General features: G+C 72.6%; 22 protein-coding genes. 15 read left to right on the plus strand and 7 right to left on the minus strand.

The window, feature by feature from the left end; genetic code table 11:
- Positions 1–31 precede the first annotated feature (31 nt).
- Positions 32–436 carry an SseB family protein gene (locus tag ACIPPM_RS20155; RefSeq protein ID WP_388998405.1) on the plus strand — a complete coding sequence of 135 codons (405 nt, stop codon included), beginning with the start codon at positions 32–34 and terminating at the stop codon, positions 434–436.
- A 271-nt stretch (positions 437–707) separates the two neighbouring features.
- Here the strand turns inward: ACIPPM_RS20155 and ACIPPM_RS20160 are convergent, their stop codons facing one another.
- The gene (locus ACIPPM_RS20160; RefSeq protein ID WP_393593035.1) at positions 708–1109 is read right to left on the minus strand and encodes a MarR family winged helix-turn-helix transcriptional regulator; all 402 of its coding nucleotides are present in this window, start codon (positions 1107–1109) and stop codon (positions 708–710) included.
- Positions 1110–1341: 232 nt separating this feature from the next.
- On the opposite strand from ACIPPM_RS20160, the gene ACIPPM_RS20165 reads away from it, so the two are divergent.
- From ACIPPM_RS20165 to ACIPPM_RS20180, 4 genes are all read left to right on the plus strand, one after another.
- Positions 1342–1626 (plus strand): ArsR family transcriptional regulator, encoded by a 285-nt coding sequence (locus ACIPPM_RS20165; protein ID WP_401449546.1) that lies wholly within the window; start codon positions 1342–1344, stop codon positions 1624–1626.
- A gap of 222 nt (positions 1627–1848) precedes the next feature.
- On the plus strand, positions 1849–2685 hold the full coding sequence (locus tag ACIPPM_RS20170) for an undecaprenyl-diphosphate phosphatase (protein ID WP_401449549.1): 837 nt from the start codon (positions 1849–1851) through the stop codon (positions 2683–2685).
- 117 nt (positions 2686–2802) lie between these two features.
- Positions 2803–3561 (plus strand): FadR/GntR family transcriptional regulator, encoded by a 759-nt coding sequence (locus ACIPPM_RS20175; RefSeq protein WP_401449551.1) that lies wholly within the window; start codon positions 2803–2805, stop codon positions 3559–3561.
- 41 nt (positions 3562–3602) lie between these two features.
- Complete coding sequence (locus tag ACIPPM_RS20180; protein WP_401450137.1) at positions 3603–4619, plus strand: asparaginase; 1017 nt, start codon at positions 3603–3605, stop codon at positions 4617–4619.
- 22 nt (positions 4620–4641) lie between these two features.
- Here ACIPPM_RS20180 and ACIPPM_RS20185 read toward each other — a convergent pair whose 3' ends face one another.
- Positions 4642–5826, minus strand: a complete 1185-nt coding sequence (locus ACIPPM_RS20185; protein ID WP_401449554.1) for a D-alanyl-D-alanine carboxypeptidase family protein — start codon at positions 5824–5826, stop codon at positions 4642–4644.
- Between the two features lie 285 nt (positions 5827–6111).
- Between ACIPPM_RS20185 and ACIPPM_RS20190 the strand changes: the two genes are divergently transcribed.
- Genes ACIPPM_RS20190 through ACIPPM_RS20200 form a run of 3 tightly spaced genes read left to right on the plus strand, consistent with a single transcriptional unit; the run spans position 6112 to position 8647 of the window.
- Complete coding sequence (locus ACIPPM_RS20190) at positions 6112–7008, plus strand: hypothetical protein (protein WP_401449557.1); 897 nt, start codon at positions 6112–6114, stop codon at positions 7006–7008.
- A 43-nt stretch (positions 7009–7051) separates the two neighbouring features.
- Positions 7052–7891: an alpha/beta fold hydrolase gene (locus ACIPPM_RS20195; protein WP_401449559.1), complete on the plus strand. Its 840-nt coding sequence runs from the start codon at positions 7052–7054 to the stop codon at positions 7889–7891.
- A 30-nt stretch (positions 7892–7921) separates the two neighbouring features.
- On the plus strand, positions 7922–8647 hold the full coding sequence (locus tag ACIPPM_RS20200; protein ID WP_401449562.1) for a class I SAM-dependent DNA methyltransferase: 726 nt from the start codon (positions 7922–7924) through the stop codon (positions 8645–8647).
- Between the two features lie 24 nt (positions 8648–8671).
- On the opposite strand, the gene ACIPPM_RS20205 is transcribed toward ACIPPM_RS20200, so the two are convergent.
- The 3 genes from ACIPPM_RS20205 to ACIPPM_RS20215 all read right to left on the minus strand — a co-directional run bounded on the left by ACIPPM_RS20205 (position 8672) and on the right by ACIPPM_RS20215 (position 10797).
- A complete protein-coding gene (locus tag ACIPPM_RS20205) occupies positions 8672–9190 on the minus strand; it encodes a hypothetical protein (RefSeq protein WP_401449565.1) in 519 nt (172 codons plus the stop codon).
- Between the two features lie 193 nt (positions 9191–9383).
- Positions 9384–10103: a ferredoxin reductase gene (locus tag ACIPPM_RS20210; protein WP_401450139.1), complete on the minus strand. Its 720-nt coding sequence runs from the start codon at positions 10101–10103 to the stop codon at positions 9384–9386.
- Between the two features lie 88 nt (positions 10104–10191).
- Positions 10192–10797 carry a sulfite oxidase-like oxidoreductase gene (locus ACIPPM_RS20215; RefSeq protein WP_401449568.1) on the minus strand — a complete coding sequence of 202 codons (606 nt, stop codon included), beginning with the start codon at positions 10795–10797 and terminating at the stop codon, positions 10192–10194.
- Positions 10798–10969: 172 nt separating this feature from the next.
- Here ACIPPM_RS20215 and ACIPPM_RS20220 point away from each other — a divergent pair, with 172 nt between their 5' ends.
- The gene (locus tag ACIPPM_RS20220; protein WP_401449571.1) at positions 10970–11740 is read left to right on the plus strand and encodes a GNAT family N-acetyltransferase; all 771 of its coding nucleotides are present in this window, start codon (positions 10970–10972) and stop codon (positions 11738–11740) included.
- An 18-nt stretch (positions 11741–11758) separates the two neighbouring features.
- Here the strand turns inward: ACIPPM_RS20220 and ACIPPM_RS20225 are convergent, their stop codons facing one another.
- Positions 11759–12187 carry a MarR family winged helix-turn-helix transcriptional regulator gene (locus ACIPPM_RS20225; RefSeq protein ID WP_401449574.1) on the minus strand — a complete coding sequence of 143 codons (429 nt, stop codon included), beginning with the start codon at positions 12185–12187 and terminating at the stop codon, positions 11759–11761.
- Between the two features lie 120 nt (positions 12188–12307).
- Between ACIPPM_RS20225 and ACIPPM_RS20230 the strand changes: the two genes are divergently transcribed.
- Together ACIPPM_RS20230 and ACIPPM_RS20235 are read left to right on the plus strand one after the other, a co-directional pair.
- Positions 12308–13384, plus strand: a complete 1077-nt coding sequence (locus ACIPPM_RS20230; RefSeq protein WP_401449577.1) for a hypothetical protein — start codon at positions 12308–12310, stop codon at positions 13382–13384.
- Positions 13385–13633: 249 nt separating this feature from the next.
- Positions 13634–14431, plus strand: coding sequence for a putative protein N(5)-glutamine methyltransferase (locus ACIPPM_RS20235; protein WP_401449580.1), 798 nt, complete (start codon positions 13634–13636; stop codon positions 14429–14431).
- Between the two features lie 69 nt (positions 14432–14500).
- On the opposite strand, the gene ACIPPM_RS20240 is transcribed toward ACIPPM_RS20235, so the two are convergent.
- Positions 14501–16582: a SpoIIE family protein phosphatase gene (locus tag ACIPPM_RS20240; RefSeq protein ID WP_401449583.1), complete on the minus strand. Its 2082-nt coding sequence runs from the start codon at positions 16580–16582 to the stop codon at positions 14501–14503.
- Between the two features lie 307 nt (positions 16583–16889).
- Between ACIPPM_RS20240 and ACIPPM_RS20245 the strand changes: the two genes are divergently transcribed.
- The 4 genes from ACIPPM_RS20245 (at position 16890) to ACIPPM_RS20260 (ending at position 21069) form a co-directional block, all read left to right on the plus strand.
- Positions 16890–17771, plus strand: a complete 882-nt coding sequence (locus ACIPPM_RS20245; RefSeq protein ID WP_401449586.1) for a hypothetical protein — start codon at positions 16890–16892, stop codon at positions 17769–17771.
- 86 nt (positions 17772–17857) lie between these two features.
- Positions 17858–18232: a hypothetical protein gene (locus ACIPPM_RS20250; RefSeq protein WP_401449588.1), complete on the plus strand. Its 375-nt coding sequence runs from the start codon at positions 17858–17860 to the stop codon at positions 18230–18232.
- Between the two features lie 101 nt (positions 18233–18333).
- Positions 18334–18876 carry a GNAT family N-acetyltransferase gene (locus ACIPPM_RS20255; protein WP_401449591.1) on the plus strand — a complete coding sequence of 181 codons (543 nt, stop codon included), beginning with the start codon at positions 18334–18336 and terminating at the stop codon, positions 18874–18876.
- Positions 18877–19053: 177 nt separating this feature from the next.
- On the plus strand, positions 19054–21069 hold the full coding sequence (locus tag ACIPPM_RS20260) for an FAD-dependent oxidoreductase (protein ID WP_401449594.1): 2016 nt from the start codon (positions 19054–19056) through the stop codon (positions 21067–21069).
- Positions 21070–21082 lie beyond the last annotated feature (13 nt).

Raw genomic sequence — 21082 nt, forward strand, 5'->3', positions numbered from 1 at the left:
CCCGTACGACCGCACTACCTGGGGATGTGCCATGGAGACACCCGCACACGACGACCTTCCGACGCCGACGCCCGCCCAGCAGGCGCTGGACGTGCTGACCGTCAACACCGACGACCAGGCCGCCCTTGAGACCCTCGCGCACAGTGACGTGCTCGTCCCGATGCCCGACGAGGCCGTGGACGCGGAGGGCGCCGACTCCACGATGGTCGCTCTGCCGGTACTCGAGCAGCCCGGCGGCGAGCAGGTGGTTCCGGTGTTCACCTCGGAGCTGGAGATGGCCGGGCTGCTGCCCTCCGTGTCCCGCTACCGGCTGATCCAGCTCGGTGCCCTCGCCGCCCAATGGCCCGAGGAGGAACTCTCGCTCACGATCGACGGCAGCTCGGAGCACGGGCTGACGCTCACCTCACAGGGCGTGCGGACACTGCTGGCGCGCTGAACCGCCTCACGTATGGCGGAGTCGCACATGGGCGGCTTCGCCATACGGGTGTGTCTGGGGTGGGGGCTGGGCCTGTGTGTGGCGCGCCCATGGGGGCCGCTGTCATGTGGGCTGCATCTATGTGCGTTCAGCCTGTGTGGGCAGCGCCCATGTGCGTCGCGCGCCTGCGTGGCAACACCCGTGTGTGTAGCCACTGCGTGGGCGGCACCCATGTGCGCTGCGCCCACGTGGGCCACGCCTATGTAGGCCACGCCCATGTGCGATCCGGACCTCAGTCCGTCGATTCCGCCAGCATCCGCCCCAGTACCCCCCGCTGAAGGGGCAGCACCTCCGCGTGCAGGTCGCGGCCCTTGCGGGTGAGGCTCACCCACACCCCGCGCCGATCCTCCGCGCACACCGAGCGCTCGACCAGGCCCTCCTTCTCCAGCCGCCCGATCAGCCGTGAGAGCGCGGACTGGCTGAGGTGGACCCGGCCGACCAGGTTCTGCACCCGGCAGTGGTCCCCCTCGACGGGGGTCTCCGCGGCCAGGATGTCCAGCACCTCGAAGTCGCTGGCGCCCAGTCCGTGCGGATGGAGGGCACGGTCTATCTCGCACATCGTGCGCGCGTGCACCGCGAGGATGTCCCGCCAACGTTCTTCGAGCCGGGCACCCTCGCCCGTCTTCACTGCCATACCCGCACCGTAGCACCGATCCGGCCAATCGTTGACTGTGCAACTAGTGCGGGCGCAAGCCGCCGTACGGGCGAACCCGGCCGCCCGCCTCACCCCACCTCGCCACGGCCCCCGCCCCGCCCGCAGTCCGGTACCGGACAACCCGCACCGAGAGCCGGACGCACCCCTGGCGCCTGCGCCACAGTGGGACCACGGCACACGGCAGACCCGGGGGAGTGGAGGCGGCACACACATGATGGGCACGCCCTCGGGCCGCGTACGCCAGACCGTCCTGGACTGGCTCAAGGACCCGGCGGCCCACTTCCCTCCGGCGAGCCTCGACCCCGTCGGAACCGGCGTCACCCTGCGCGCCGTAGCCGGCAAGCTCGGCGTACCCCGCCGGACCGCCGCCGCCCACCTCGACTTCCTCGCCCGCCTCGGTCTGCTGCGCACCCGCCGTCGCCTGCTGCGCACCTACTACCGCCGCGACGAGGCGCGCATCGCCGAGGTGGCCCAGCTCTTCGAGAAGAACTGGTGATCCTCACTTCCCGGGCAATACGGGCACGGACGGTAAGAAGTCGTTGTGAGCGAGCCGGGTTCCGCCCGGAGCGCGCGTGGCCGCGTTCCGCCCCACACCCCCGGTGCCTCTACGCTGCCGTACGCGCGGGCGGCGCTCCGGAGCGGTCCGCGCCGGTGCCGAACGGGCGCGCCAAGACGTGCCCGCACCGCAGTCGACCCCCTCTCCCCAGAACTGGAATCCATGAGCGCCATCTCTGTCGGTCAGGCCGTCGTCCTCGGAGTAGTGGAGGGGGTGACCGAGTTCCTCCCGGTGTCCTCCACCGGTCACCTGAAGATCACCGAGGGGCTCATGGGCATCCCCGTGGACGACAAGTCCGTCGTCGGGTTCTCCGCGGTCATCCAGGTCGGTGCCATCGCGGCCGTGCTCGTGTACTTCTTCAAGGACATCAAGCGGATCGTCACCGCCTGGTTCCAGGGGCTGATCCACCCCGAGCAGCGCTACCGGCACGACTACAAGTTCGCCTGGTGGGTGATCGCGGCCACGATCCCGATCGTCGTCGTCGGACTGGCCGCCAAGCCGCTGATCGACGGGCCCCTCGCCTCCCTGTGGGTGGTCGCGGGCTCCCTGATCGTCGGCTCCGGCGTGATGTGGGCCGCCGACCAGATGGGCCGCCACAAGCGCGGTGAGGACGACACCTCGTTCAAGGACGCGATGCTGGTCGGCTGCTCGCAGATCCTCGCGCTGCTCTTCCCCGGCTTCTCCCGCTCCGGCGCCACCATGTCCACGGCGCTCATCCTCGACCTCGACCGCGTCGCCGCCACCCGCCTCTCCTTCTTCCTCGGCATCCCGGCCCTCACCGGCGCCGGTGTCTACGAGCTCAAGGACGCCCTCGGCGCGGGCGTCAGCGCCGCCCCCCTGGTGGTCGGCACCGTCGTCTCCTTCGTCGTCGCCTACGCGTCCATCGCCTGGCTGCTGAAGTTCGTCGCCAAGCACTCGTTCAACGCCTTCGTGATCTACCGGATCGTCGTCGGCGTGGCCCTGATCGGCCTGCTCGCCACCGGCACGCTCAGCAACTGAGCGAGCGCGCCCACCGCACGGGGTGCGGACGCCCGGACACACGGGCGTCCGCACCCCGTGCGCGTACCGGCTCGTCCCGCCTTGACAGGTTCTGCCCTCAGACCGCACGATCGCTCCGTGAACCTGTCAGACAGCCAGACAGGTGGTCCGGCCCCCCGACGCGTCAGCGCGATGGAAGCGGTCCTCGGCCACCTCCGCGGCGCCATCGAGCGCGGCGACTACGCGATCGGCGACAAGCTGCCCTCCGAGGCTGAGCTGTGCCGCACCCTCGAGGTCTCCCGGCCGGTCGTGCGCGAGGCGCTGCGCGCCCTGCACACCATGGGGCTCACGGTCTCCCGCACCGGCAAGGGCACGTTCGTCGTCGCCGACGCCGTAGAGGACCCCACGTTCGGCGACTACGCGGCCAGCGACCTGCTGGAGGTGCGGCGCCACATAGAGGTCCCGGTCGCCGGGTACGCCGCCAGGCGGCACACCCCTGAGGACCTGGACCGGCTGACCCGTCTCCTGGACCGTATGGAGCGGGAGACGGACACCACCGCGTGGGTCGCCATGGACACCCTCTTCCACCTCGCCGTCGCGGAGGCCGCCCGCAACCCGGTCTTCCGCCAGGTGATCGAGGAGATCCGCGACGCCCTGGCCCGCCAGTCGGCCTTCCTCACCGAGCTGGGCGGCCGCCGCGAGCAGTCCGACCGCGAGCACCGCGCCATCGTCGACGCGCTCGCCGCGGGCTCCGAACACGACGCCGTCGCGGCCATGACCCACCATCTCGACCGGGTCGCCACGACCCTCACCCGTATCGTCCGCACCGCGGGCGCCGCCACACCCCCGGCGCTGCCCGCACAGGGCGGACCGCAGACCACCGGAGCCGACGCGTGACCCGCGCCCAGGCCACCCCCGACCCCGTGACGCAGGCAATGATGCACACCAGCTCCCCCCTCGACGCCCCCGTCGTCCGCGCACCCCGCCACACCCCCGTCGCCCACCTGGTGCGCGGCGGAGTCGTCGAGGGCGTCCACCACGGCTCGGTCGTCGTCCTCGACACCGACGGCCGGACGCGGCTCCAGCTCGGCGACACCGAGGCCGCCTTCTACCCGCGCTCCGCGCTCAAGCCCGTCCAGGCCGTCGCCATGCTGCGCGCCGGGCTGCCCCTCGACGGCGACCTGCTCTCCCTGGCCGCCGCCAGCCACTCCGGCGAGGAACGCCACCTCGCGGGCACCCGCCGCATCCTCGAACGCGCCGGACTCACCGAGGCCGACCTGCGCAACACCCCCGACATGCCGTACGACCCCGTCGTCCGCGACGCCTGGGTCCGCGACGGCCGGAGCCCCTCCCGGCTCGCCCAGAACTGCTCCGGCAAGCACGCCGCCATGCTCTGGACCGCGGCGCTCAACGGCTGGTCCCTGGCCGACTACCTCGACCCCGCCCACCCCCTCCAGCAGGCCATCGCCGAGACCGTCGAGGACCTCACCGGGCAGCGGGTCGCCCATGTCACCGTCGACGGCTGCGGCGCGCCCCTGTTCGCCGTCTCCCTGCACGGACTCGCCCGCGCCCTCGCCCGCATCACGACCGCAGCCCCCGGCACCCCCGAGGCGCGCGTGGCGGACGCGATGCGCGAGCACGCCGAGATGGCCTCCGGCGCCCGCCGTGACGTGGCCGCGCTGATGCGGACCGTGCCCGGCCTGCTCGCCAAGGACGGCTTCGAGGGCGTCCAGGTGGCCGCGCTGCCCGACGGCCGCGCCATCGCCGTGAAGATCGCGGACGGCGCCGACCGGGCCCGGATACCCGTCGCCGCGGCCGCCCTCGCCCACGCCGGGATCGACCCGGCGCTCCTCACCGACTTCGCCGGCGCCCCCCTGCTGGGCGGCGGCCGGCCGGTGGGAGCGGTGCGTACGGTACGAGAGCTGGAACCGGCACCGCTGCTGCCCTGCGGCTGAGCCTGCTGACCGGTGGCGGAGGTCAGGCTCTGGTGCCTCCGCCGGTGTTCCTGCCGCCCTTGCTACGCAGCGCCAGCGTCACCCCGGCCGCTCCGAGGACGATGATCCCGGCGATGGTCGCGGTCCGGGTCCAGTCGGTGTCGTCGTCCGGCGCCGGAGAGGTGGCCGCCGCGACGGGGACGGCGGAGTGCGTGGGCTCCGGCGTGGTGCGCAGTCCGTCCAGCGAGCCCACCGGGTCCACCCGTCCGGCGGCGGCGAAGCCCCAGTCCAGCAGCTGGCGCGCCTCTTCGTACACCGCGAGCCCGCCGCCCTCCTGAGGGTTCATCACCGTGACCACCAGGGTGCGGCCACCCCTGCGGGCGGCGGCGACGAGGGTGTTGCCCGCGTTGCTGGTGTAGCCGTTCTTGATGCCGATGATCCCCGGATACGGAGCGACGCCGTCCTCGCCGGTCAGCAGCCGGTTGGTGTTCTCGATGGCGAACGGCCACCCCTCACCGGGGAACTGGGCCTGCGCGGTCGAGCAGTACCGCGCGAAGTCCGGGTTGTGCAGCCCGGCCCGGCCGAACACCGCCAGGTCGAACGCCGAGGACACCTGACCGGGGGAGTCGTAGCCGTCGGGGGAGATCACATGGGTGTCCATCGCGCCCAGCGTGCGCGCCTTCGTCTGCATCTTGGCGACGGTGGTGTCCACACCCCCGTCCAGGGCCGCCAGGACGTGCACGGCGTCGTTGCCCGAGCTGAGGAACACGCCGCGCCACAGGTCCGCCACCTGATAGGTGTGGCCCTCCTCCACCCCGACCAGGCTGCTGCCCTCGCCGACGTCCGCCAGCTCCTGGTAACTCACCTTGTGCTGCTGGGTCGCGGGCAGCGTCGGCAGGACGGTCAGCGCGAACAGGGTCTTCAGGGTGCTCGCGGGCGGCAGCTTGCGGTGCGCCCCGTCGGCGGCGAGCACATCACCGCTGTCGGCGTCGGCCACCAGCCAGGACAGCGCCGAGAGCTGCGGTGTCTCGGGGGCACCGGCGCGCGGGCGTACCTGGACGCCGGAACCGTAGAGCAGGGACGGCTGCGGGACGGCCGCCCGTGGTGCGGGCGGTGCTGGTTCCCCGCCGCCTCCGGTGGCGGCGGCCGCGGGCGCGAGGGCCAGCGCTCCCGCCATGCACAGGGAACAGACGGAAAGGGTCGCCCGACGTGAGAATCCGGTGCTCATATGATCAACGTAGGAAGGTCGACGTGGTGCGGCGAGCTGTCCGCGCCGGACGGCTGAGGGGAGCAACCCGGATGCCGCACTGAGCGCCCATGTGGCGGTGCTCTATAGGTGGCAGCTGTGTATGGGCTGTGAACACACCCCCAGGGCTCTGACGGGCTCTGACGTATGACGGGGCGACATGGTGTGGCGCCACATGTGCCCCGCCCCCACCACCGGTGTCCGGGTGCCGTAACGATCCCGGTAGAGCGGGGTACTTGGGCGCCACCTGTGCCCTATCGTCACGACATGTCCACGCCACCGCAGCAGCCCGCGCAGCCCGCCGACCGGCCGCCGCAGCCCGGACCGCCCGCGCAGCCGCCCTCGGTCCCGCCGCAGCCGACTGCATACCCGTATCCGAGCCCGCAGTCCCCGCCGCCGGTCCCGCAGTCCCCACCCCCGGGACCCCCGGGCCCCTTCCAGCCGCCCGCGACGCCGAGCGGCCCCCAGCCGGGCAACCCCTACACCCAGCCCCCGCAGTATGGGCCGCCGCCGATGCCGCCCGCGGCCCGTGGGAGCGGTGCCGCCGGACGGGCGGTGCTGTGGGCCGTCGTCGGCGCGGTGGTGGCCTCCGCCGCCTGGGCGGGCGGCGTCTTCCTGATCGGCGCCGCGGCGAGCGCGGCCGACCTGCGCGGCTACGCGGCCCCGTCCGACCTCTGCTCCCGCGCGGACTACGCCTCATTCAAGGACGAGTACACCGCGGAAGACTCCGCGCCCACCCACAGCTCCCTCGAGGACCGGGCGTTGGACGAGAGTTACTGCAGCGCGAGCCTGAAGAAGCCCGGCTCCTCCTACGCCGACGCCTACCTCTCCATCCAGCTGGACCTGCACAAAACGACCGACCCGGGGCCCGAGTTCACCGCCACCTGGAAGAACTACGAGGAGAGCCACAGCGGTTACGACGTCGGCCCGGTCGAGGACATCGGCGACGAGGCGTACCTCGTGACCCGTGACACCACCAGCGGCACCTCCAGCGGCTCCCGCTACGCCACCCTGGCCGTCCGCGACGGCTGGGTCACCTACACGATGAGCTACAGCGCCTACCTCTCCTCGTACGACCCCGACAAGGACCCGCCGAAGATCGAAGAGATCTCGGACTGGCTGAAGACGGACACCCGGAACACGCTGGACCGGCTGAAGGACTGAAATGGCTTTCGCCGTATCGGATGCCGGGGGCAGACTTCCCGCCATGCCCACCTACTCCGCACCCGACGGCACCCCGCTGGCCTATCGGGTCCTCGGCGAAAAAGACGGCGACCCGGTCGTCTGCGTGCCCGGCGGCCCCACGGACTCCCGCTATCTGGGCGACCTCGGCGGCCTCTCCGGGCACCGGCGGCTGGCCGTCCCCGACCTGCGCGGCACCGGCCGGTCCGCCACCCCCGAGGACCCAGCCTCCTACCGCTGCGACCGGCTCGTCGACGACATCGAGGCCCTCCGCGTCCACCTCGGCCTGGACCGGATCGACCTGCTCGGCCACTCCGCGGGAGCCAACATCGCCACACGGTACGCGGCCCGCCACCCGCACCGGCTGCGCCGCCTCGCCCTGATCGGGCCCGGCACCCGGGCGGTCGGCCTGGACATCACGGGCGAGAGCCGACGCCAGGTCGCCCGGCTCCGCAAGAACGAACCCTGGTTCCCCGCGGCCTTCGCCGCGCTGGAGGCCATCACCGAGGGCACCGGCACCGACTGGGACGCCATCAGCCCCTTCTGCTACGGCCGTTGGGACGCCGCGGCCCAGCGGCACCACACCGGGAGCCGGCCGACCAACATGGAGGCCGTCACCCGCTTCGGCGAGGAGGGCGCCTTCGACCCGCCCGCCACCCGTGCGGCGCTCACCGACGTCACCGCGCCCGTCCTGCTGCTGACCGGCGAGTTCGACCTGAACAGCCCGCCCGAGGTCGTCGCCGAGTGCGCGGAACTCTTCCCCGACGCCAGGCTCGTCGTCCAGCCCGAGGCAGGACACTACCCCTGGCTCGACGACCCGGAACGGTTCGTGACGGTCGCCGCCGACTTCCTCACCCGGCCCTGACCCGGCACCCGTACGCCCTACGCTGGAGCCATGTTCAGCCCCGAGGGTCCCACCACGCGTGAACTGGCCGTGCAGGCGCTGTCGTCAGTCGAGCGGGGCTACGACCTGCTCGCGCCCAAGTTCGACCACACGCCGTTCCGGACGCCCGCCCCGGTGCTGGACGCCGTGGCGAAGGCGCTCGCACCGCTCGGCCCGTTCGAGGACGGGCTCGACCTGTGCTGCGGCACCGGTGCCGGGCTGCCCGTGCTGGACGGACTGTGCCGCCGGAGCGTCACCGGGGTCGACTTCAGCGCGGGCATGCTCGACGTGGCCCGGCGCGGACAGGGCGCGGAGGTCGCCCTGGTCCGGGCGGACGCCCGCGCGCTGCCCTTCACCGCCGCCTTCGACCTCGTCGTCAGCTTCGGTGCCTTCGGCCACTTCCTGCCACGGGAACTGCCCGGCCTCTTCACCCAGGTCCACTCGGCCCTGCGACCGGGCGGGCGGTTCGCCTTCCCGGTGCTCGCGCCGCCCCGGCCGTCGAGCCCCGCGTACTGGATGCTGCTCGCCTTCGACGCGGTGATGCGGGTGCGCAACGCCGTGTGGCGACCACCGTTCGTCATGTACTATCGCGCGTTCCGCCTCGGCGACGTCCGCCGGGAACTGGAGTTGGCCGGGTTCACCGTGGAGCTCCAGCCGCTGCCCGAGTTCGGCACGCGTGCCGACGGCAGCCCCCGCGCCCGGCTGGTGACGGCGCTGAGGGCACCGGTGAACTCGTAGGCGGGATGCGGCGACGCGGGTTCCTCACGCGCTCCGTCGTGTCCATCTCGGGCCGGTACGGGCCCAGGCACGCTCCCACTCGTCCAGCCGGTGCCGCAGCGCGACCCGGCGCTCCACCGCACGGGCCAGCAGCACGATCGCGGCCGTGCCGCCCGCCACGCCCAGGCCGACCACGACCGTGTGCTGCCAGACGGCCACGTCGTTCGGCGGCGGCGCCACCGTGCGCCCCCGGCCGTCGAACCAGACGGTGACCGTGTCCCCGGCACGCGTCCCGGCCGCGACATGCGCGACGGCGGTACGTTTCCGCTGCCCCGACCCTGGCCCCGGCTCCGTCCAGCGGACCTCGGCGCGGTAGGCGTGCCCACGGTCACCGTGCACCGTGGGCCGGGCCGCCGGACGGCCGAGCACCACGGCCCGTACCGCGTGCCGCTCGGCCCGCTGCTCCTCGGCGTGGGCCCGCGCCCGGTCGTAGGTGTAGAACCCGGCCGCCGTTCCCGCCAGGGGCGCGACCACGCACAGCAGGACGGCGACGAGCGCCACCACCCACGCCTCCATCACGTCCGACCGCCGCCGCAGCGGATTGGGCCGACGCCGGCGGCCGGGTGACCGGGTACGGATGTCCACACCCGTCAGGTACCCAGCAGGACCCGACCTCGCGCACCCGGCGCGCCACGAGCTGCCGTCGGCCCCACGACGCAGCAAGATCAGCAGCCCGACGGCCCGGCAGCCCGGCGGCTCAGCCGAAGCGTTCGATGCGGATGCGGTCCACCGGCTGACCGGCCGCGACGAGGAGACGGGAGGCATGTTCGGCGAAGCCATTGGAGCCGCACACATAGGCTTCCCACCCACCGGACGGCTGCTCGGCCAGGAGCGGCGCCACATGTGCGGCCGACATACGGCCCACCGGCACACCCGCCGGGGCGCTCCGGGTGAACACGGCCGTCGTCTCCGCGCCCAGCTCGTCGGCGTAGATCAGCTCCTCCGGGCCGCGTGCCGACACCAGCATCCGCAGCGGCACCGACAGACCCCGCGCACGGTGGTGCCGGACCATCGACATCAGCGGGACGATCCCGGAACCGGCCCCGAGCAGCAGCGCCGGACGGTCGCCCGGCCAGGCGAAGAAGCCGCTCAGCGGGCCGCGCACGTCGATCCGGTCACCGGGCCGGGCCACCGTGTGGAACCAGCCCGAGACCTCACCGTCCGGGACGCGGTCCAAGGTCAGCTCGATGTGCCCGGAGTCGTCCGGCGTGGAGGCGATGGAGTAGTGGCGCTGGGCCACATAACCGTCCTCGGCGGTCAGCCGCAGCATCAGATGCTGGCCGGGCAGATGCCCCGCCCACTCGGGCACCGCGAGCCGGAACGTCGACGCGGACGGTGTCTCCCGCCGGATCTCGGTCAGGGTGGCGGTCTGCCAGGCCGCCGCCACCTGCTCGCTCACCGCGATCCGACCGGGCACCGCGAAGCGGGCCGGGGGAGCGACGGGCGCGGACCCGGCCGCCCCCGGGGTCTCGGAGGTCCCGTAGGCCGGTGTCTCGTACGTCAGCTCAGTCACCTCGGTACCGCTGTTCCTCCCACGGGTTGCCCCGCTCGTGGTAGCCGTTGCCCTCCCAGAAGCCCGGTTCGTCGTGGTCGAGGAGGGTGAGGCCCGCGATCCACTTCACGCTCTTCCAGAAGTACAGGTGCGGCACGATCAGCCGGGCCGGACCGCCGTGCTCCGGGGCCAGCGGCGCGCCGTCGTGGTCCCAGGCGAGCCAGGCCCGGCCGCCGGTGAGATCGGCGAGCGGCAGGTTCGCGGTGTACCCGGTGTGGGAGCGGGCGAGCACATGTGTGGCGGACACATGGGGCCGCGCCACGGCGAGGAACGTGTCCAGCGCGACCCCGCCGAAGCGCATCCCGAACCTGGACCAGCCGGTCACACAGTGGATGTCACCCTCGTACAGCGAGCCGGGCAGGGCGTGTGCCTCGTCCCAGTTCCAGGTGTGCGGCCGGTCCACCAGCCCGTCGACGTGGAAGGACCAGTCGGCGGGCGCGAGGTCGGGGGTGACCTCGGCGGACAGGACGGGCCAGTCGTCGCCCGCGTCGTACTGTCCGGGAGGCAGCCCCGGACGGGAGACGCGCCGACGGCCCGTGAAGCCTCGGGTGACGTTCATGGTCCAACCGTACGCTCCCGCCACACACGCTCCCGTCCTGATCAGTGACCACACCGGCGACATCGGCCACATCCGGGAGCGCATCGGGAATAGCCGTCCCTCCGCCGCGATTGGGGGGAGTGCCGAGGCGCCGCCGCGCCGGTGAAGAGACGAGGGAAACGAGGACAACAGGATGCCCGAGGCGTACGTCTCCACGCGGTACGACGGCCGGGAGGCCGACACCCTGACCGGCGCGGACCCCGGCCCCGCCGGGACAACCGTCCCGCACCCGCTGGACAACGCCGCCCGCGCCTCCCTCACCGGCCCGCACGCCCACTTCGCCGAACGGTACGGCCGGGTGCTCCGGTACCCGGTCGAGGTGTCGCCCTGGCTGGCCCTGCCCGACGAACCCGAGGCCGCCGACTGGGCCGAACTCGCCGCGCTCGCCGGACCCGGCGCCGAGGTCCCCCTGCTCGGCTACCGGGGCCGGGTGCCGGAAGGCTGGGAGATCACCTTCGACGTGGCCGGGGTGCAGCTGGCGGACGACGGCGTGCCCGGTGCCCCGGACCCGGAGGCGATGCCGCTCGGCCCGGCCGATGTGCCCGAGATGCTGGACCTCGTCGCGCGCACCCAGCCCGGCCCGTTCGAACCGCGCACCATCGAGATGGGCACGTACCTCGGCATCCGGCGTGACGGCGCGCTGATCGCCATGGCGGGGGAGCGGCTGCGTCCGCCGGGCTGGACCGAGATCAGCGCGGTCTGCACCGACCCGGCCTTCCGCGGCGAGGGGCTGGCCACCCGGCTGATCCTCGCCGTCGCGCACGGCATCCGCGAGCGCGGCGAGCGCCCGTTCCTGCACACCGGCGCGGCCAACACCGGCGCCATCCGCCTCTACGAGTCCCTCGGCTTCCGGCACCGGCTGGACACGAGGTTCTTCGGGGTGCGCGTGCCCCTCGAGTCGTAGCCCGGCCGGTTGTTCGGCTTATTCGGTGGACCCCGCGTTGTACCGCTCCAGGTAGGCCGCGAAGCGGACCAGGTCGTCCTCCGGCCAGTCGGCGAGCCGTTCCTGGAAGGCGCCCCGGCGCCTCTCGGTGACCTGGGCCAGGATCTCCTCGCCCGCCCGGGTGAGATGGAGCACCTGCACGCGGGCGTCCTCCGGAGCGAGCCGCCGCTCGATCAGCCCGGCCCGCTCCAGCGCGCCCACCTGACGGCTCACCGTCGACTTGTCCAGCGCGTAGTGCGAGGCCAGGTCGGTCGCCCGGCAGCCGCCGCGCTCCTCCAGATGCCCGAGCAGCGTGTACGACACCAGCGACAACTCGGGATGCATCCGCCCCGCCGAGGCGCGGGCCCGGCGCGCGAACGCCGTCATCTCGCGCTGGATCGTCTCGACGGCCGATTCCGCCGCCGTCATGAGATCACCTTCGTCATGAGAACCCCTTCACGGAACTCCTCCGAGCCGTCCGAACGATTCTGGTTGTATAGTACAACTTGAACGTGAGTTGTATAAGACAACCAATGGAGGTTCCGGTCGATGAAGTCCCCGGCACTGCGTCATGTGCTCACGCACCTGATCACCCCGCTGCTGATGTGCATAGGTATGGGGCTCGCCTATATGGGAGCCTTCGTCACCCCGGAGCCCCACCACATGCCCGTGGCCGTGGTCGGCGCCGGACCCGAGGCGAAGGTGTTCGCGCAGACGGTGAAGGACACCGCGGGGGACAAGCTCGACGTCCGTACCGTCTCCACCCGGGCCGCAGCCGTGGAGCTGCTGAGGGACCGGCATGTCACCGGCGCCTATGTGCCCAGCGCACATGAACCCGAGCTGATCGTGGCGAGCGCCGCCTCCGACATGGGCGCCACCGCCGTGGAGAAGGTCTTCACGCCGGTCGCCGCGCACCAGGGCGCCCCGCTGAAGGTCACCGACATCGCGAAGCCGGTGTCCGACGACCCCACGGGCCAGGGCCTGTTCTTCCTGCTGATCGCCGTCAGCATCGGCTCCTACGCCTCCGTCGCCGCCATCGGCGCGGCCGGTGCCGCGCTCGCCGTGCGGGTGCGCGCGCTCATCGCGGTCGGCACGGCCGCCGTGGTCGGCGGCATCGGCGCCCTGCTCGCCGGGCCGGTCTTCCACCTCGCCCACCACGACCTGGGCACCCTGTGGGCCATGGCGTGGCTGTACTCGGCGGGCATCCTCCTCATCGGCGTCGGCCTGCACACCTTCCTCAAGCGCTGGACCACGCTCGCCATGATGGTGCTGTTCGTGATGCTGAACTTCACCAGCTCGGGCGGGTTGTTCCGGCCCGAGCTGCAGAACGGCTTCTTCGGCACCCTGCACGCCTTCTGGAACGGCGCCGGGTTCGTCGAGGGCATCCGCTCGCTGCTGTACTTCGGCGACGACGGCATCGCCCGCAACGTATGGACCCTCGTGGCCTGGCTGGTCGTCGGTATCGCCGTCACCGGGATCGCCGCCCTGTGGGAGCGCCCGGCCCGCCGGACCCCGGCCGAGGTGCCGGCCGCGCAGGACACCCCGGCCGCCGAGGCCGAACGGGAGGCCGAGCGCGAAGCCGTGCGCGAGGCCGAGGAGGAGACCGAGGAGACCGTGGCCGTCTGAGCCGTCGCGGACTCACGGCCACCGACCGTGCCAGGAATCCGGTCCCGTCCGGAGACCCCGGCACGGTATGGTGGCCGTCCGGTCGCGCGGAGTGCGCGCCCGGTGCGAACGAGGAGGTGAGACCCATCAACGCTGTGTCAGCCAGGGTGCTCTCCCCTCGTACCCGTGCCATGTGACGGCACGGATTCACGCGACGGTGACCGTGAGAGCGCCTTGAGGCCCCAGGTCCCCGAAAGGCTCCAGGCTCTTATGGCCGCCGTGCCCGTATCACCCTCCCCGCTCGCCGACCCGTCCTCCCTCTTGGCCGCACTGCGCGCCGCCGGCTGTGTATTCGCCGAGGACGAGGCCCGGCTGATCCTCGCCACCGCCCGCAGCGCCGACGAGGCCACCGCGATGGCGGAGCGCCGCGCCTCCGGGCTCCCGCTCGAACACGTCCTCGGCTGGGCCGAGTTCCACGGGCTGCGCATCACCGTGGAGCCCGGCGTGTTCGTACCCCGCCGCCGCACCGAGTTCCTCGTCGACCAGGCCCTGGCCCGCGCCCCGCACGCACGCGTGGTCGTGGACCTGTGCTGCGGCTCCGGCGCACTCGGCGCGGCCCTCGCCGTCGCGCTCGACGGCGCCGAGGTGCACGCCGCCGACATCGACCCGGCCGCCGTCCGCTGCGCCCGCCGTAACCTCGCCCCCCACATGGGGCGCGCCCACACTGGCGACCTCTACGCGGCACTCCCCGCCGAACTGCGCGGTCGCGTCGCCATCCTGACCGCCAACGTGCCCTATGTGCCCTCCGCGGAGATCTCCCTGCTCCCCGCCGAGGCCCGCGACCACGAACCCCCGACCGCGCTCGACGGCGGCCCCGACGGACTCGACGTGCTGCGCCGGGTGGCCGACGGAGCGGCCGACTGGCTGGCCCCCGGCGGCTGCCTGCTCTCCGAGACCAGCGCACGCCAGGCGTCCGCCGCCCAGGAGGTGTTCGCCCGCGCTGGGCTGGCCGCACATGTGGCCGTCTCACATGAGTGGGACGCACATGTGGTGATCGGCGTACGGTGACCCGGCCCCGGCCCCCAGTCGACGGCAAGCCCCGGCCCACGACACATCGCGGACTGCGACAGCCGCGAGCTACGACAAGTCGCGGGCCCGCGCGATGAGTACGGCCACGTCGTCGTGGTTGTCCGGCTCGTACAGCGTGCTCAGGAGGTGCTCGCAGACCTCCTCCAGCGGACGGTCCGCGCCGTCGGCCAGCAGGGACAACAGCCGGTCAAGGCGTTCGTCCAGCGAGTGGCTGCGGGTCTCCACCAGACCGTCGGTGTACAGCACCAGCTCGTCGCCGGGCTCGAAGTCGACGGTCACGGTCGCGAACTCCACCCCGCCCACCCCCAGCGGCACACCCGTGGGCAGGTCCAGCAGCTCCGGCGGCCGGCCCGGACGGACCCGTACCGGAGGCAGGTGCCCGGCGTTGGCGATCAGACAGCGGCGCTGCCGAGGGTCGTGGACGGCGTACACGCAGGTGGCGATGGAGTGCTCCGTCGCCGCCGTGGCCTTGTCCAGCTGTTCCAGCAGCAGTGACGGGTCGAGGTCGAGCGAGGCGAGGGTGGTGGTGGCGGTGCGCAGCAGGCCCATCGTGGCGGCCGCGCTGATGCCGCTGCCCATCACGTCGCCGACGACCAGCGCCGTCTTGTCGCCGTCCAGCGGAATGACGTCGAACCAGTCGCCGCCGACCTCGCTGGTGGAGCCCGCGGGCTGGTAGCGGGACGCCACCTCCAGCCCCGCCGTCACCGGCGGATGGCTCGGCAGCAGGCTGCGCTGGAGGGTCAGCGCGGTGCTGCGGGCGTTCTGGTACCAGCGCGCGTTGTCGATCTGCACGGCGGCGCGCGCCGCCAGCTCCCGCGCCAGCAGCACGTCGTCCTCGTCGAAGGGCGCCGGGTTGCGGGTGCGCTTGAGGTCCAGCGCGCCCAGCACCTCGCCGCGCGCGATCAGCGGGACGGCCAGGTAGGAGTGCAGCCCGGCCCGGCTCAGCATGACGGCGGCCTCGGGGGAGCGCGCGATGCGCGGCAGGTCCTCGTCCTTGACCCGGGGCACGTGTACCGCCTCGCCCGTACGCACGCACTCGGTGACCAGGCGGTCCGGGCCGTACCAGGCGATGCCGCCGGGCCGGTCGGCCGCCCGTACGGCGTCGCCGCCGTCGTCCGGGCGTACGGCGAGCGCCCGGATCACGGCCGGTTCGGACGGGCCGAGCGTGCTGCGCCTGCCCTCCACGACCGCGTCCAGCAGGTCGACAGCGGCGACGTCGGCCAGTGCCGGGACGGCGACCTCGGCCAGTTCGCACGCGGTGCGCTCCAGCTCCAGCGTCGTCCCGATGCGGGCGGAGGCGTCCGCGATCAGGGCGAGCCTGCGCCGTGCGTTCTCCGCCTCCACCGCCGCCCGGTGCTGCTCGGTGATGTCGACCAGGGACAGGGCGGCCCCCAGGACGTTGCCCAGCGCGTCGTCCAGGCGGTACAGCGACAGCGACCAGGTGTGCTCGGCGTCCGGGTCGGCCGGGGTACGGCCCACCACGGTCCGGTCGATCACCGGATCTCCGCTCGTCAGCACCTCCCGCAGGGCCTCCTCCACCACGTCGGCGTCCAGCAGCGGCAGCACCTCGCGCATGGTCCGGCCCTCGTGCCGCTCGGCCGGGACCCCGCTGAGCCGCTCCAGCGCCGGGTTGACCGAGACGAACCGCAGCGCGGTGTCCAGGACGGCAAGTCCCATCGGGGACTGGTGCACCATCCGCTCGGACAGCGCCACGTCGTGCTCCAGCCGCCGTACCGTCGACTGGTCGGCGGCCAGACCCAGCGCGTACACGTCACCCCGGTCGTCGAGCAGACGCATGTTGCGGAACTCCACCAGTCGGGTGGTGCCGTCCTTGCGGCGGATGGGGAAGCCGCCCGCCCAGCTCTGTCCGGTGCGCAGCACGTCCTCGAACAACTCACCGACCAGTTCGATGTGCCGTTCGTGCACCATCAGCCGGGCCGCGTACCGGCCGAGCGCCTCATCGGCGGGGTAGCCGAACAGCTCCTCGGCCTGCGGGCTCCACAGCACGATGCGGCCCCGGGCGTCCAGCACCACGGAGGCCACGCCCAGCATGTCGAGCAGCCCGCCGGGCCGTACGGGGCCGCGCTCGGGCTCGCCGTTCCCGGCCGCCTGAGTCTCGGCTGCACTCATGCCACGCACCGCCTTCGCCCGTCCGCACGGCACGCCGTCCCCCGTGCCGACTCCCCTTGTTGTACCGCGCCCACACCCGGCGCGCCGAGGCCGTGGTGCCAGGAACCGTGTGCGTCCACCATCTCTCACTCCGGCCTCCGGTGTACTCCCCGGCCCCAGTGGCCCCGTGACGCGTGTGGCGGACGTCGTCCAACGGGCCGGGAGAGTTCACCGTCATCTTCCTTGTTGGTCTGTACATGCCTACCTGGGCGGGCCAGACTGTGCGCCGACCGAGTGTCCCCACCCCCCCTCACCGAGGAGTCGGCCCATGCCCGCCCCTGCCCGAAAGCGCCGCCACGCGTTATCCGCCGGACTCGTCACGCTGGCCACCGCCGCCGCCCTGTCCCTGGGCGCCGCGGCCCCCGCCTCGGCGGCGGACACCTGGACCGAGACCGGTTCCGACCGCGCCGACCCGCTGACCGAGAGCCAGGGCCTGACCTCCGTCGAGGTCCCGGCGAACAGCCCCAACCGCTACACCGGCGTCGGCACCATCCCGGTCGGCGTCTCCAGCCGGGGCTGGAACCACGTCGGCGACCCCGACGCCTCGTACAACGGCTACTACATCGAGCCCTACCAGCGGGACTCGGGCAACTCCAAGATGTACCGGGTGCAGGCGCCCGGCGGTGCCTGGTCGGAGTACACGCACACGCTCGCCCCCGGCGAGGCCATGAACAACTCCTGGTCCGCCATCTCGCCCGACGGGCAGTGGATGCTCTCCGGCGAGTGGGGCACCATGAACCGCCTGCTGGTCTTCCCCACCCCCGGCGTCAACGCGGCCACCTCGCCCTCGGCCGACCTGAAGCTGGCCTCCAATGTCACCCTGGACCGCCCCGTACGCGATGTGCAGGGCTGCGACTTCTCCGGGCCCACCACGCTGCTCTGCTCCTCCGACGACCCGGAGGGCACGCTGTTCGGCATGACCAAGCCGCTCCTCCAGATCGATCTGTCGGCGCCGGCGAACGGCACCTCCAACGTGTCCGGCCGTGTGACGGCCCTGCGCCAGCTCCCGCTGCGCAGCTCCTGCTCGGGCAGCTTCGAGACCGAGGGCATCGACTACGACCGGCGCAGCGGCACCCTGCGGGTGATCGTCGTCTCGCCGGGGTTCTGTGTGATCACGGACAGCAAGACGTACAAGTTCACCCGGAGCTGATCCGTCGGGGTCCGCCGGTCTCCGGGGGGATGGCCGCCGCCTGCCTGGGTACCCGACCAGCGCGGACGGCCAGGAAAGGAGCGGACATGACGAACACGGAGGCATCGCACCCGGAGACCGTCTCGGTGGAGATCAGCGGGTGCTCGCCGGACGACGCGCGCGTGGTCTTCGATGTGCTGAGCGCCTGCTTCGCGTCGGACCGTGACGCGGGCGACGCCCCGCAGCAGCAGGACGCGTCACGCCCGATGGTGTGGCTCGGCACGTACGACATCGCGGACTCCCGCACCGGGAACTGTCCGCCCGCCAAGCTCAGCTCGTCCGTCCAGGCGGACGTGCAGGGCGGGTACTGGGCGGTGGACCGGTTCCGTGAGGCGCTGGGCGAGATGTTCACCGTCCAGGAGACCGCGGCGGCCTCCGGCGACCAGGAGCGGGAACTCCACCTGCTGCTGGACAGCCGCTGACCGACCCCTCGTGCGAGGTGCCCCGGCCGATTCCCGTCGGCCGGGGCACCCTGCCGTGAAAACGGCTGGTCGCGGGTCGTGGACTGTGCTTCCCTTCCGCGATGAGGACTGAGAGCGGACGCCCGTCTCCGCAGATCCCGGCCCCTCGTGTCCGGCGCAGGACCGATCGCGACCTCGACGCCTGTGTCCAGGTACTCGCCGCCGTCCACGAGCGGGACGGCTATCCGATGAACTGGCCCGACCGCCCCGGTGACTGGCTGACGCAGCCCGTGCTCGTCGCTGCCTGGGTGGCGGAACTGGACGGCCGGATCGCGGGCCATGTCGGGCTGTCCCGGAACGACATCGGCGATGTCGCGCCCGGCCTGTGGAGGGCCCGCGAGGGTGCGGGCGGCGAGGCGACCGCGGTCATCAGCCGATTGTTCGTCGCTCCAGCGGCACGCGGCCACGGGCTGGGCGCGTCGTTGATGGCCCGAGCTGTCCGGGAAGCGCGGGATCGCGGCCTGCATCCGGTGCTCGACGTCCTGGCCTCCGACACCGCGGCGGCCGCCCTCTACGAGCGACTGGGCTGGGAACTGCTCGGCAGCACCGAACAGCGGTGGAGCCCGGAGCAGACCGTGACGATCCGCTGCTACGCGGCGCCGTGAAGCCGATACGCCGCGACTCGCCTCGTCCGCCCTGGCCGGAGCCGGGTGACGGTACTCACGCCTCTCCACATGTGCGCCACGCCCATGTGCCCTCCGTCCCACCCTTATGCAACTAGTTGCAAAAAGGTGGGCGGTTGCTCTACAACAAGAAGCGACCGCACCCCCACGGAGGGCCCGATGAGCCGTTACCCGCACCTGATGTCCCCGCTCGACCTGGGATTCACCACCCTGCCCAACCGCGTCCTCATGGGCTCCATGCACGTGGGCCTGGAGGAGGCCGAGCGCGGCTCCGAGCGGATGGCGGCCTTCTACGCGGCCCGCGCGCGCGGCGGGGTCGGCCTCATCGTCACCGGTGGCATAGCCCCCAACGACGAGGGACGCCCCTACGAGGGCGGCGCGAAACTCACCACCGACGCCGAGGCGGAGGACCACCGCGTCGTCACCGACGCCGTCCACCGGGAGGGCGGCCGCATCGCCCTGCAGGTCCTGCACTTCGGCCGCTACGCCTACCACGCCGACCTGGTCGCCCCGAGCCCGCTCCAGGCCCCGATCAGCCCCCACGTCCCCCGTGAGCTGACCGACGCCGACATCGAGCGGACCATCGAGGACTACGTCCGCACCGCCCGCCTCGCTCAGCAGGCCGGGTACGACGGCGTCGAGATCATGGGCTCCGAGGGCTACCTCATCAACGAGTTCATCGCCGCGGGCACCAACCACCGCACCGACCGCTGGGGCGGCTCGTACGAGAACCGGATGCGCTTCCCCGTCGAGATCGTCCGCCGGGTCCGCGAGGCCGTCGGCACAGACTTCATCATCATCTACCGCCTCTCGATGCTGGACCTCGTGCCCGGCGGCTCCTCGCTGCCCGAGGTCGTCACCCTCGCCAAGGCCGTCGAGGCGGCCGGCGCGACCATCATCAACACCGGCATCGGCTGGCACGAGGCCCGTATCCCCACCATCGCCACCTCCGTGCCGCGCGGTGCCTACTCCTGGGTCACCAAGAAGCTCATGGGCGAGGTGTCCGTACCCCTGGTCACCACCAACCGCATCAACACCCCGGACCTCGCCGAGGAGTTGCTCGCGGACGGCCGGGCCGACATGGTGTCCGTGGCCCGCCCGATGCTCGCCGACCCCGACTTCGTCGCCAAGGCCGCCGCGGGCACCCCGGAAGCCATCAACACCTGCATCGGCTGCAACCAGGCGTGCCTGGACCACACCTTCAGCGGCAAGATCACCTCCTGCCTGGTCAACCCCCGCGCCTGCCACGAGACCGAGCTCGTGCTCACCCCGACCCGGCTGCGCAAGCGCGTCGCCGTCGTCGGCGCCGGACCCGCGGGCCTGGCCTGCGCGGTCTCCGCGGCCGAACGCGGCCACCAGGTCACCCTGTTCGACGCCGCGCACGAGATCGGCGGCCAGCTCAACGTGGCCCGCAAGGTCCCCGGCAAGCAGGAGTTCGACGAGACCCTGCGCTACTTCCGCCACCAGCTCGACACCCACGGCGTCGACGTTCGCCTCGGCACCTGGATCACCCCCGGTGACCTCACCGGGTACGACGAGGTCGTGGTCGCCACCGGTGTCACCCCGCGCACCCCCGACATCCCCGGCATCGACCACCCGCGCGTCGTCGGCTACCTCGACGTGCTGCGGGACAACGCCCCGGTCGGCGACCGGGTCGCCGTGCTCGGCGCGGGAGGCATCGGCTTCGACGTGGCCGAGTTCCTCACCGACGCGGGCGACAAGGCGCACGAGGACCCCGAGACGTACTTCCGCACCTGGGGCGTCGACATGGACTACGCGGCCCCCGGCGGCCTCGCCGCGCCGAGCCGCCCCGCGTCCCCGCGCACTGTCCACCTGCTGCAGCGCAAGGCCACCAAGGTCGGCGCCGGACTGGGCAAGACCACCGGCTGGATCCACCGCACCGAGCTGAAGCACCGGGGCGTCACCATGGTCCCCGGCGTCCGCTACGACCGCATCGACGACGCCGGACTGCACATCACCGTCGGCGAGGAGAGCCACCTTCTCGAGGTCGACACCGTCGTCCTGTGCACCGGCCAGGACCCGCGCCGCGACCTGTACGAGGAGCTGATCGCGGCCGGAGTCAACGCCCATCTGATCGGCGGCGCCGACGTCGCGGCCGAACTCGACGCCAAGCGGGCCATCAAGCAGGGCACCGAACTGGCGGCGGCGCTGTAGCGCCGCGCGTCCC

Source organism: Streptomyces sp. NPDC090119, from assembly GCF_044747085.1.
Classification (GTDB): domain Bacteria; phylum Actinomycetota; class Actinomycetes; order Streptomycetales; family Streptomycetaceae; genus Streptomyces.

What these genes read in the sequence shown, in the direction of transcription:
- ACIPPM_RS20155 (WP_388998405.1), top strand. Translation starts at nt 32, where the DNA reads ATGGAGACACCCGCACACGACGACCTTCCGACGCCGACGCCCGCCCAG.
- ACIPPM_RS20160 (WP_393593035.1), bottom strand. Translation starts at nt 1,109, where the DNA reads ATGGCAGTGAAGACGGGCGAGGGTGCCCGGCTCGAAGAACGTTGGCGG.
- ACIPPM_RS20165 (WP_401449546.1), top strand. Translation starts at nt 1,342, where the DNA reads ATGATGGGCACGCCCTCGGGCCGCGTACGCCAGACCGTCCTGGACTGG.
- ACIPPM_RS20170 (WP_401449549.1), top strand. Translation starts at nt 1,849, where the DNA reads ATGAGCGCCATCTCTGTCGGTCAGGCCGTCGTCCTCGGAGTAGTGGAG.
- ACIPPM_RS20180 (WP_401450137.1), top strand. Translation starts at nt 3,603, where the DNA reads ATGCACACCAGCTCCCCCCTCGACGCCCCCGTCGTCCGCGCACCCCGC.
- ACIPPM_RS20185 (WP_401449554.1), bottom strand. Translation starts at nt 5,826, where the DNA reads ATGAGCACCGGATTCTCACGTCGGGCGACCCTTTCCGTCTGTTCCCTG.
- ACIPPM_RS20190 (WP_401449557.1), top strand. Translation starts at nt 6,112, where the DNA reads ATGTCCACGCCACCGCAGCAGCCCGCGCAGCCCGCCGACCGGCCGCCG.
- ACIPPM_RS20195 (WP_401449559.1), top strand. Translation starts at nt 7,052, where the DNA reads ATGCCCACCTACTCCGCACCCGACGGCACCCCGCTGGCCTATCGGGTC.
- ACIPPM_RS20200 (WP_401449562.1), top strand. Translation starts at nt 7,922, where the DNA reads ATGTTCAGCCCCGAGGGTCCCACCACGCGTGAACTGGCCGTGCAGGCG.
- ACIPPM_RS20215 (WP_401449568.1), bottom strand. Translation starts at nt 10,797, where the DNA reads ATGAACGTCACCCGAGGCTTCACGGGCCGTCGGCGCGTCTCCCGTCCG.
- ACIPPM_RS20220 (WP_401449571.1), top strand. Translation starts at nt 10,970, where the DNA reads ATGCCCGAGGCGTACGTCTCCACGCGGTACGACGGCCGGGAGGCCGAC.
- ACIPPM_RS20225 (WP_401449574.1), bottom strand. Translation starts at nt 12,187, where the DNA reads ATGACGGCGGCGGAATCGGCCGTCGAGACGATCCAGCGCGAGATGACG.
- ACIPPM_RS20230 (WP_401449577.1), top strand. Translation starts at nt 12,308, where the DNA reads ATGAAGTCCCCGGCACTGCGTCATGTGCTCACGCACCTGATCACCCCG.
- ACIPPM_RS20235 (WP_401449580.1), top strand. Translation starts at nt 13,634, where the DNA reads ATGGCCGCCGTGCCCGTATCACCCTCCCCGCTCGCCGACCCGTCCTCC.
- ACIPPM_RS20240 (WP_401449583.1), bottom strand. Translation starts at nt 16,582, where the DNA reads ATGAGTGCAGCCGAGACTCAGGCGGCCGGGAACGGCGAGCCCGAGCGC.
- ACIPPM_RS20245 (WP_401449586.1), top strand. Translation starts at nt 16,890, where the DNA reads ATGCCCGCCCCTGCCCGAAAGCGCCGCCACGCGTTATCCGCCGGACTC.
- ACIPPM_RS20250 (WP_401449588.1), top strand. Translation starts at nt 17,858, where the DNA reads ATGACGAACACGGAGGCATCGCACCCGGAGACCGTCTCGGTGGAGATC.
- ACIPPM_RS20255 (WP_401449591.1), top strand. Translation starts at nt 18,334, where the DNA reads ATGAGGACTGAGAGCGGACGCCCGTCTCCGCAGATCCCGGCCCCTCGT.
- ACIPPM_RS20260 (WP_401449594.1), top strand. Translation starts at nt 19,054, where the DNA reads ATGAGCCGTTACCCGCACCTGATGTCCCCGCTCGACCTGGGATTCACC.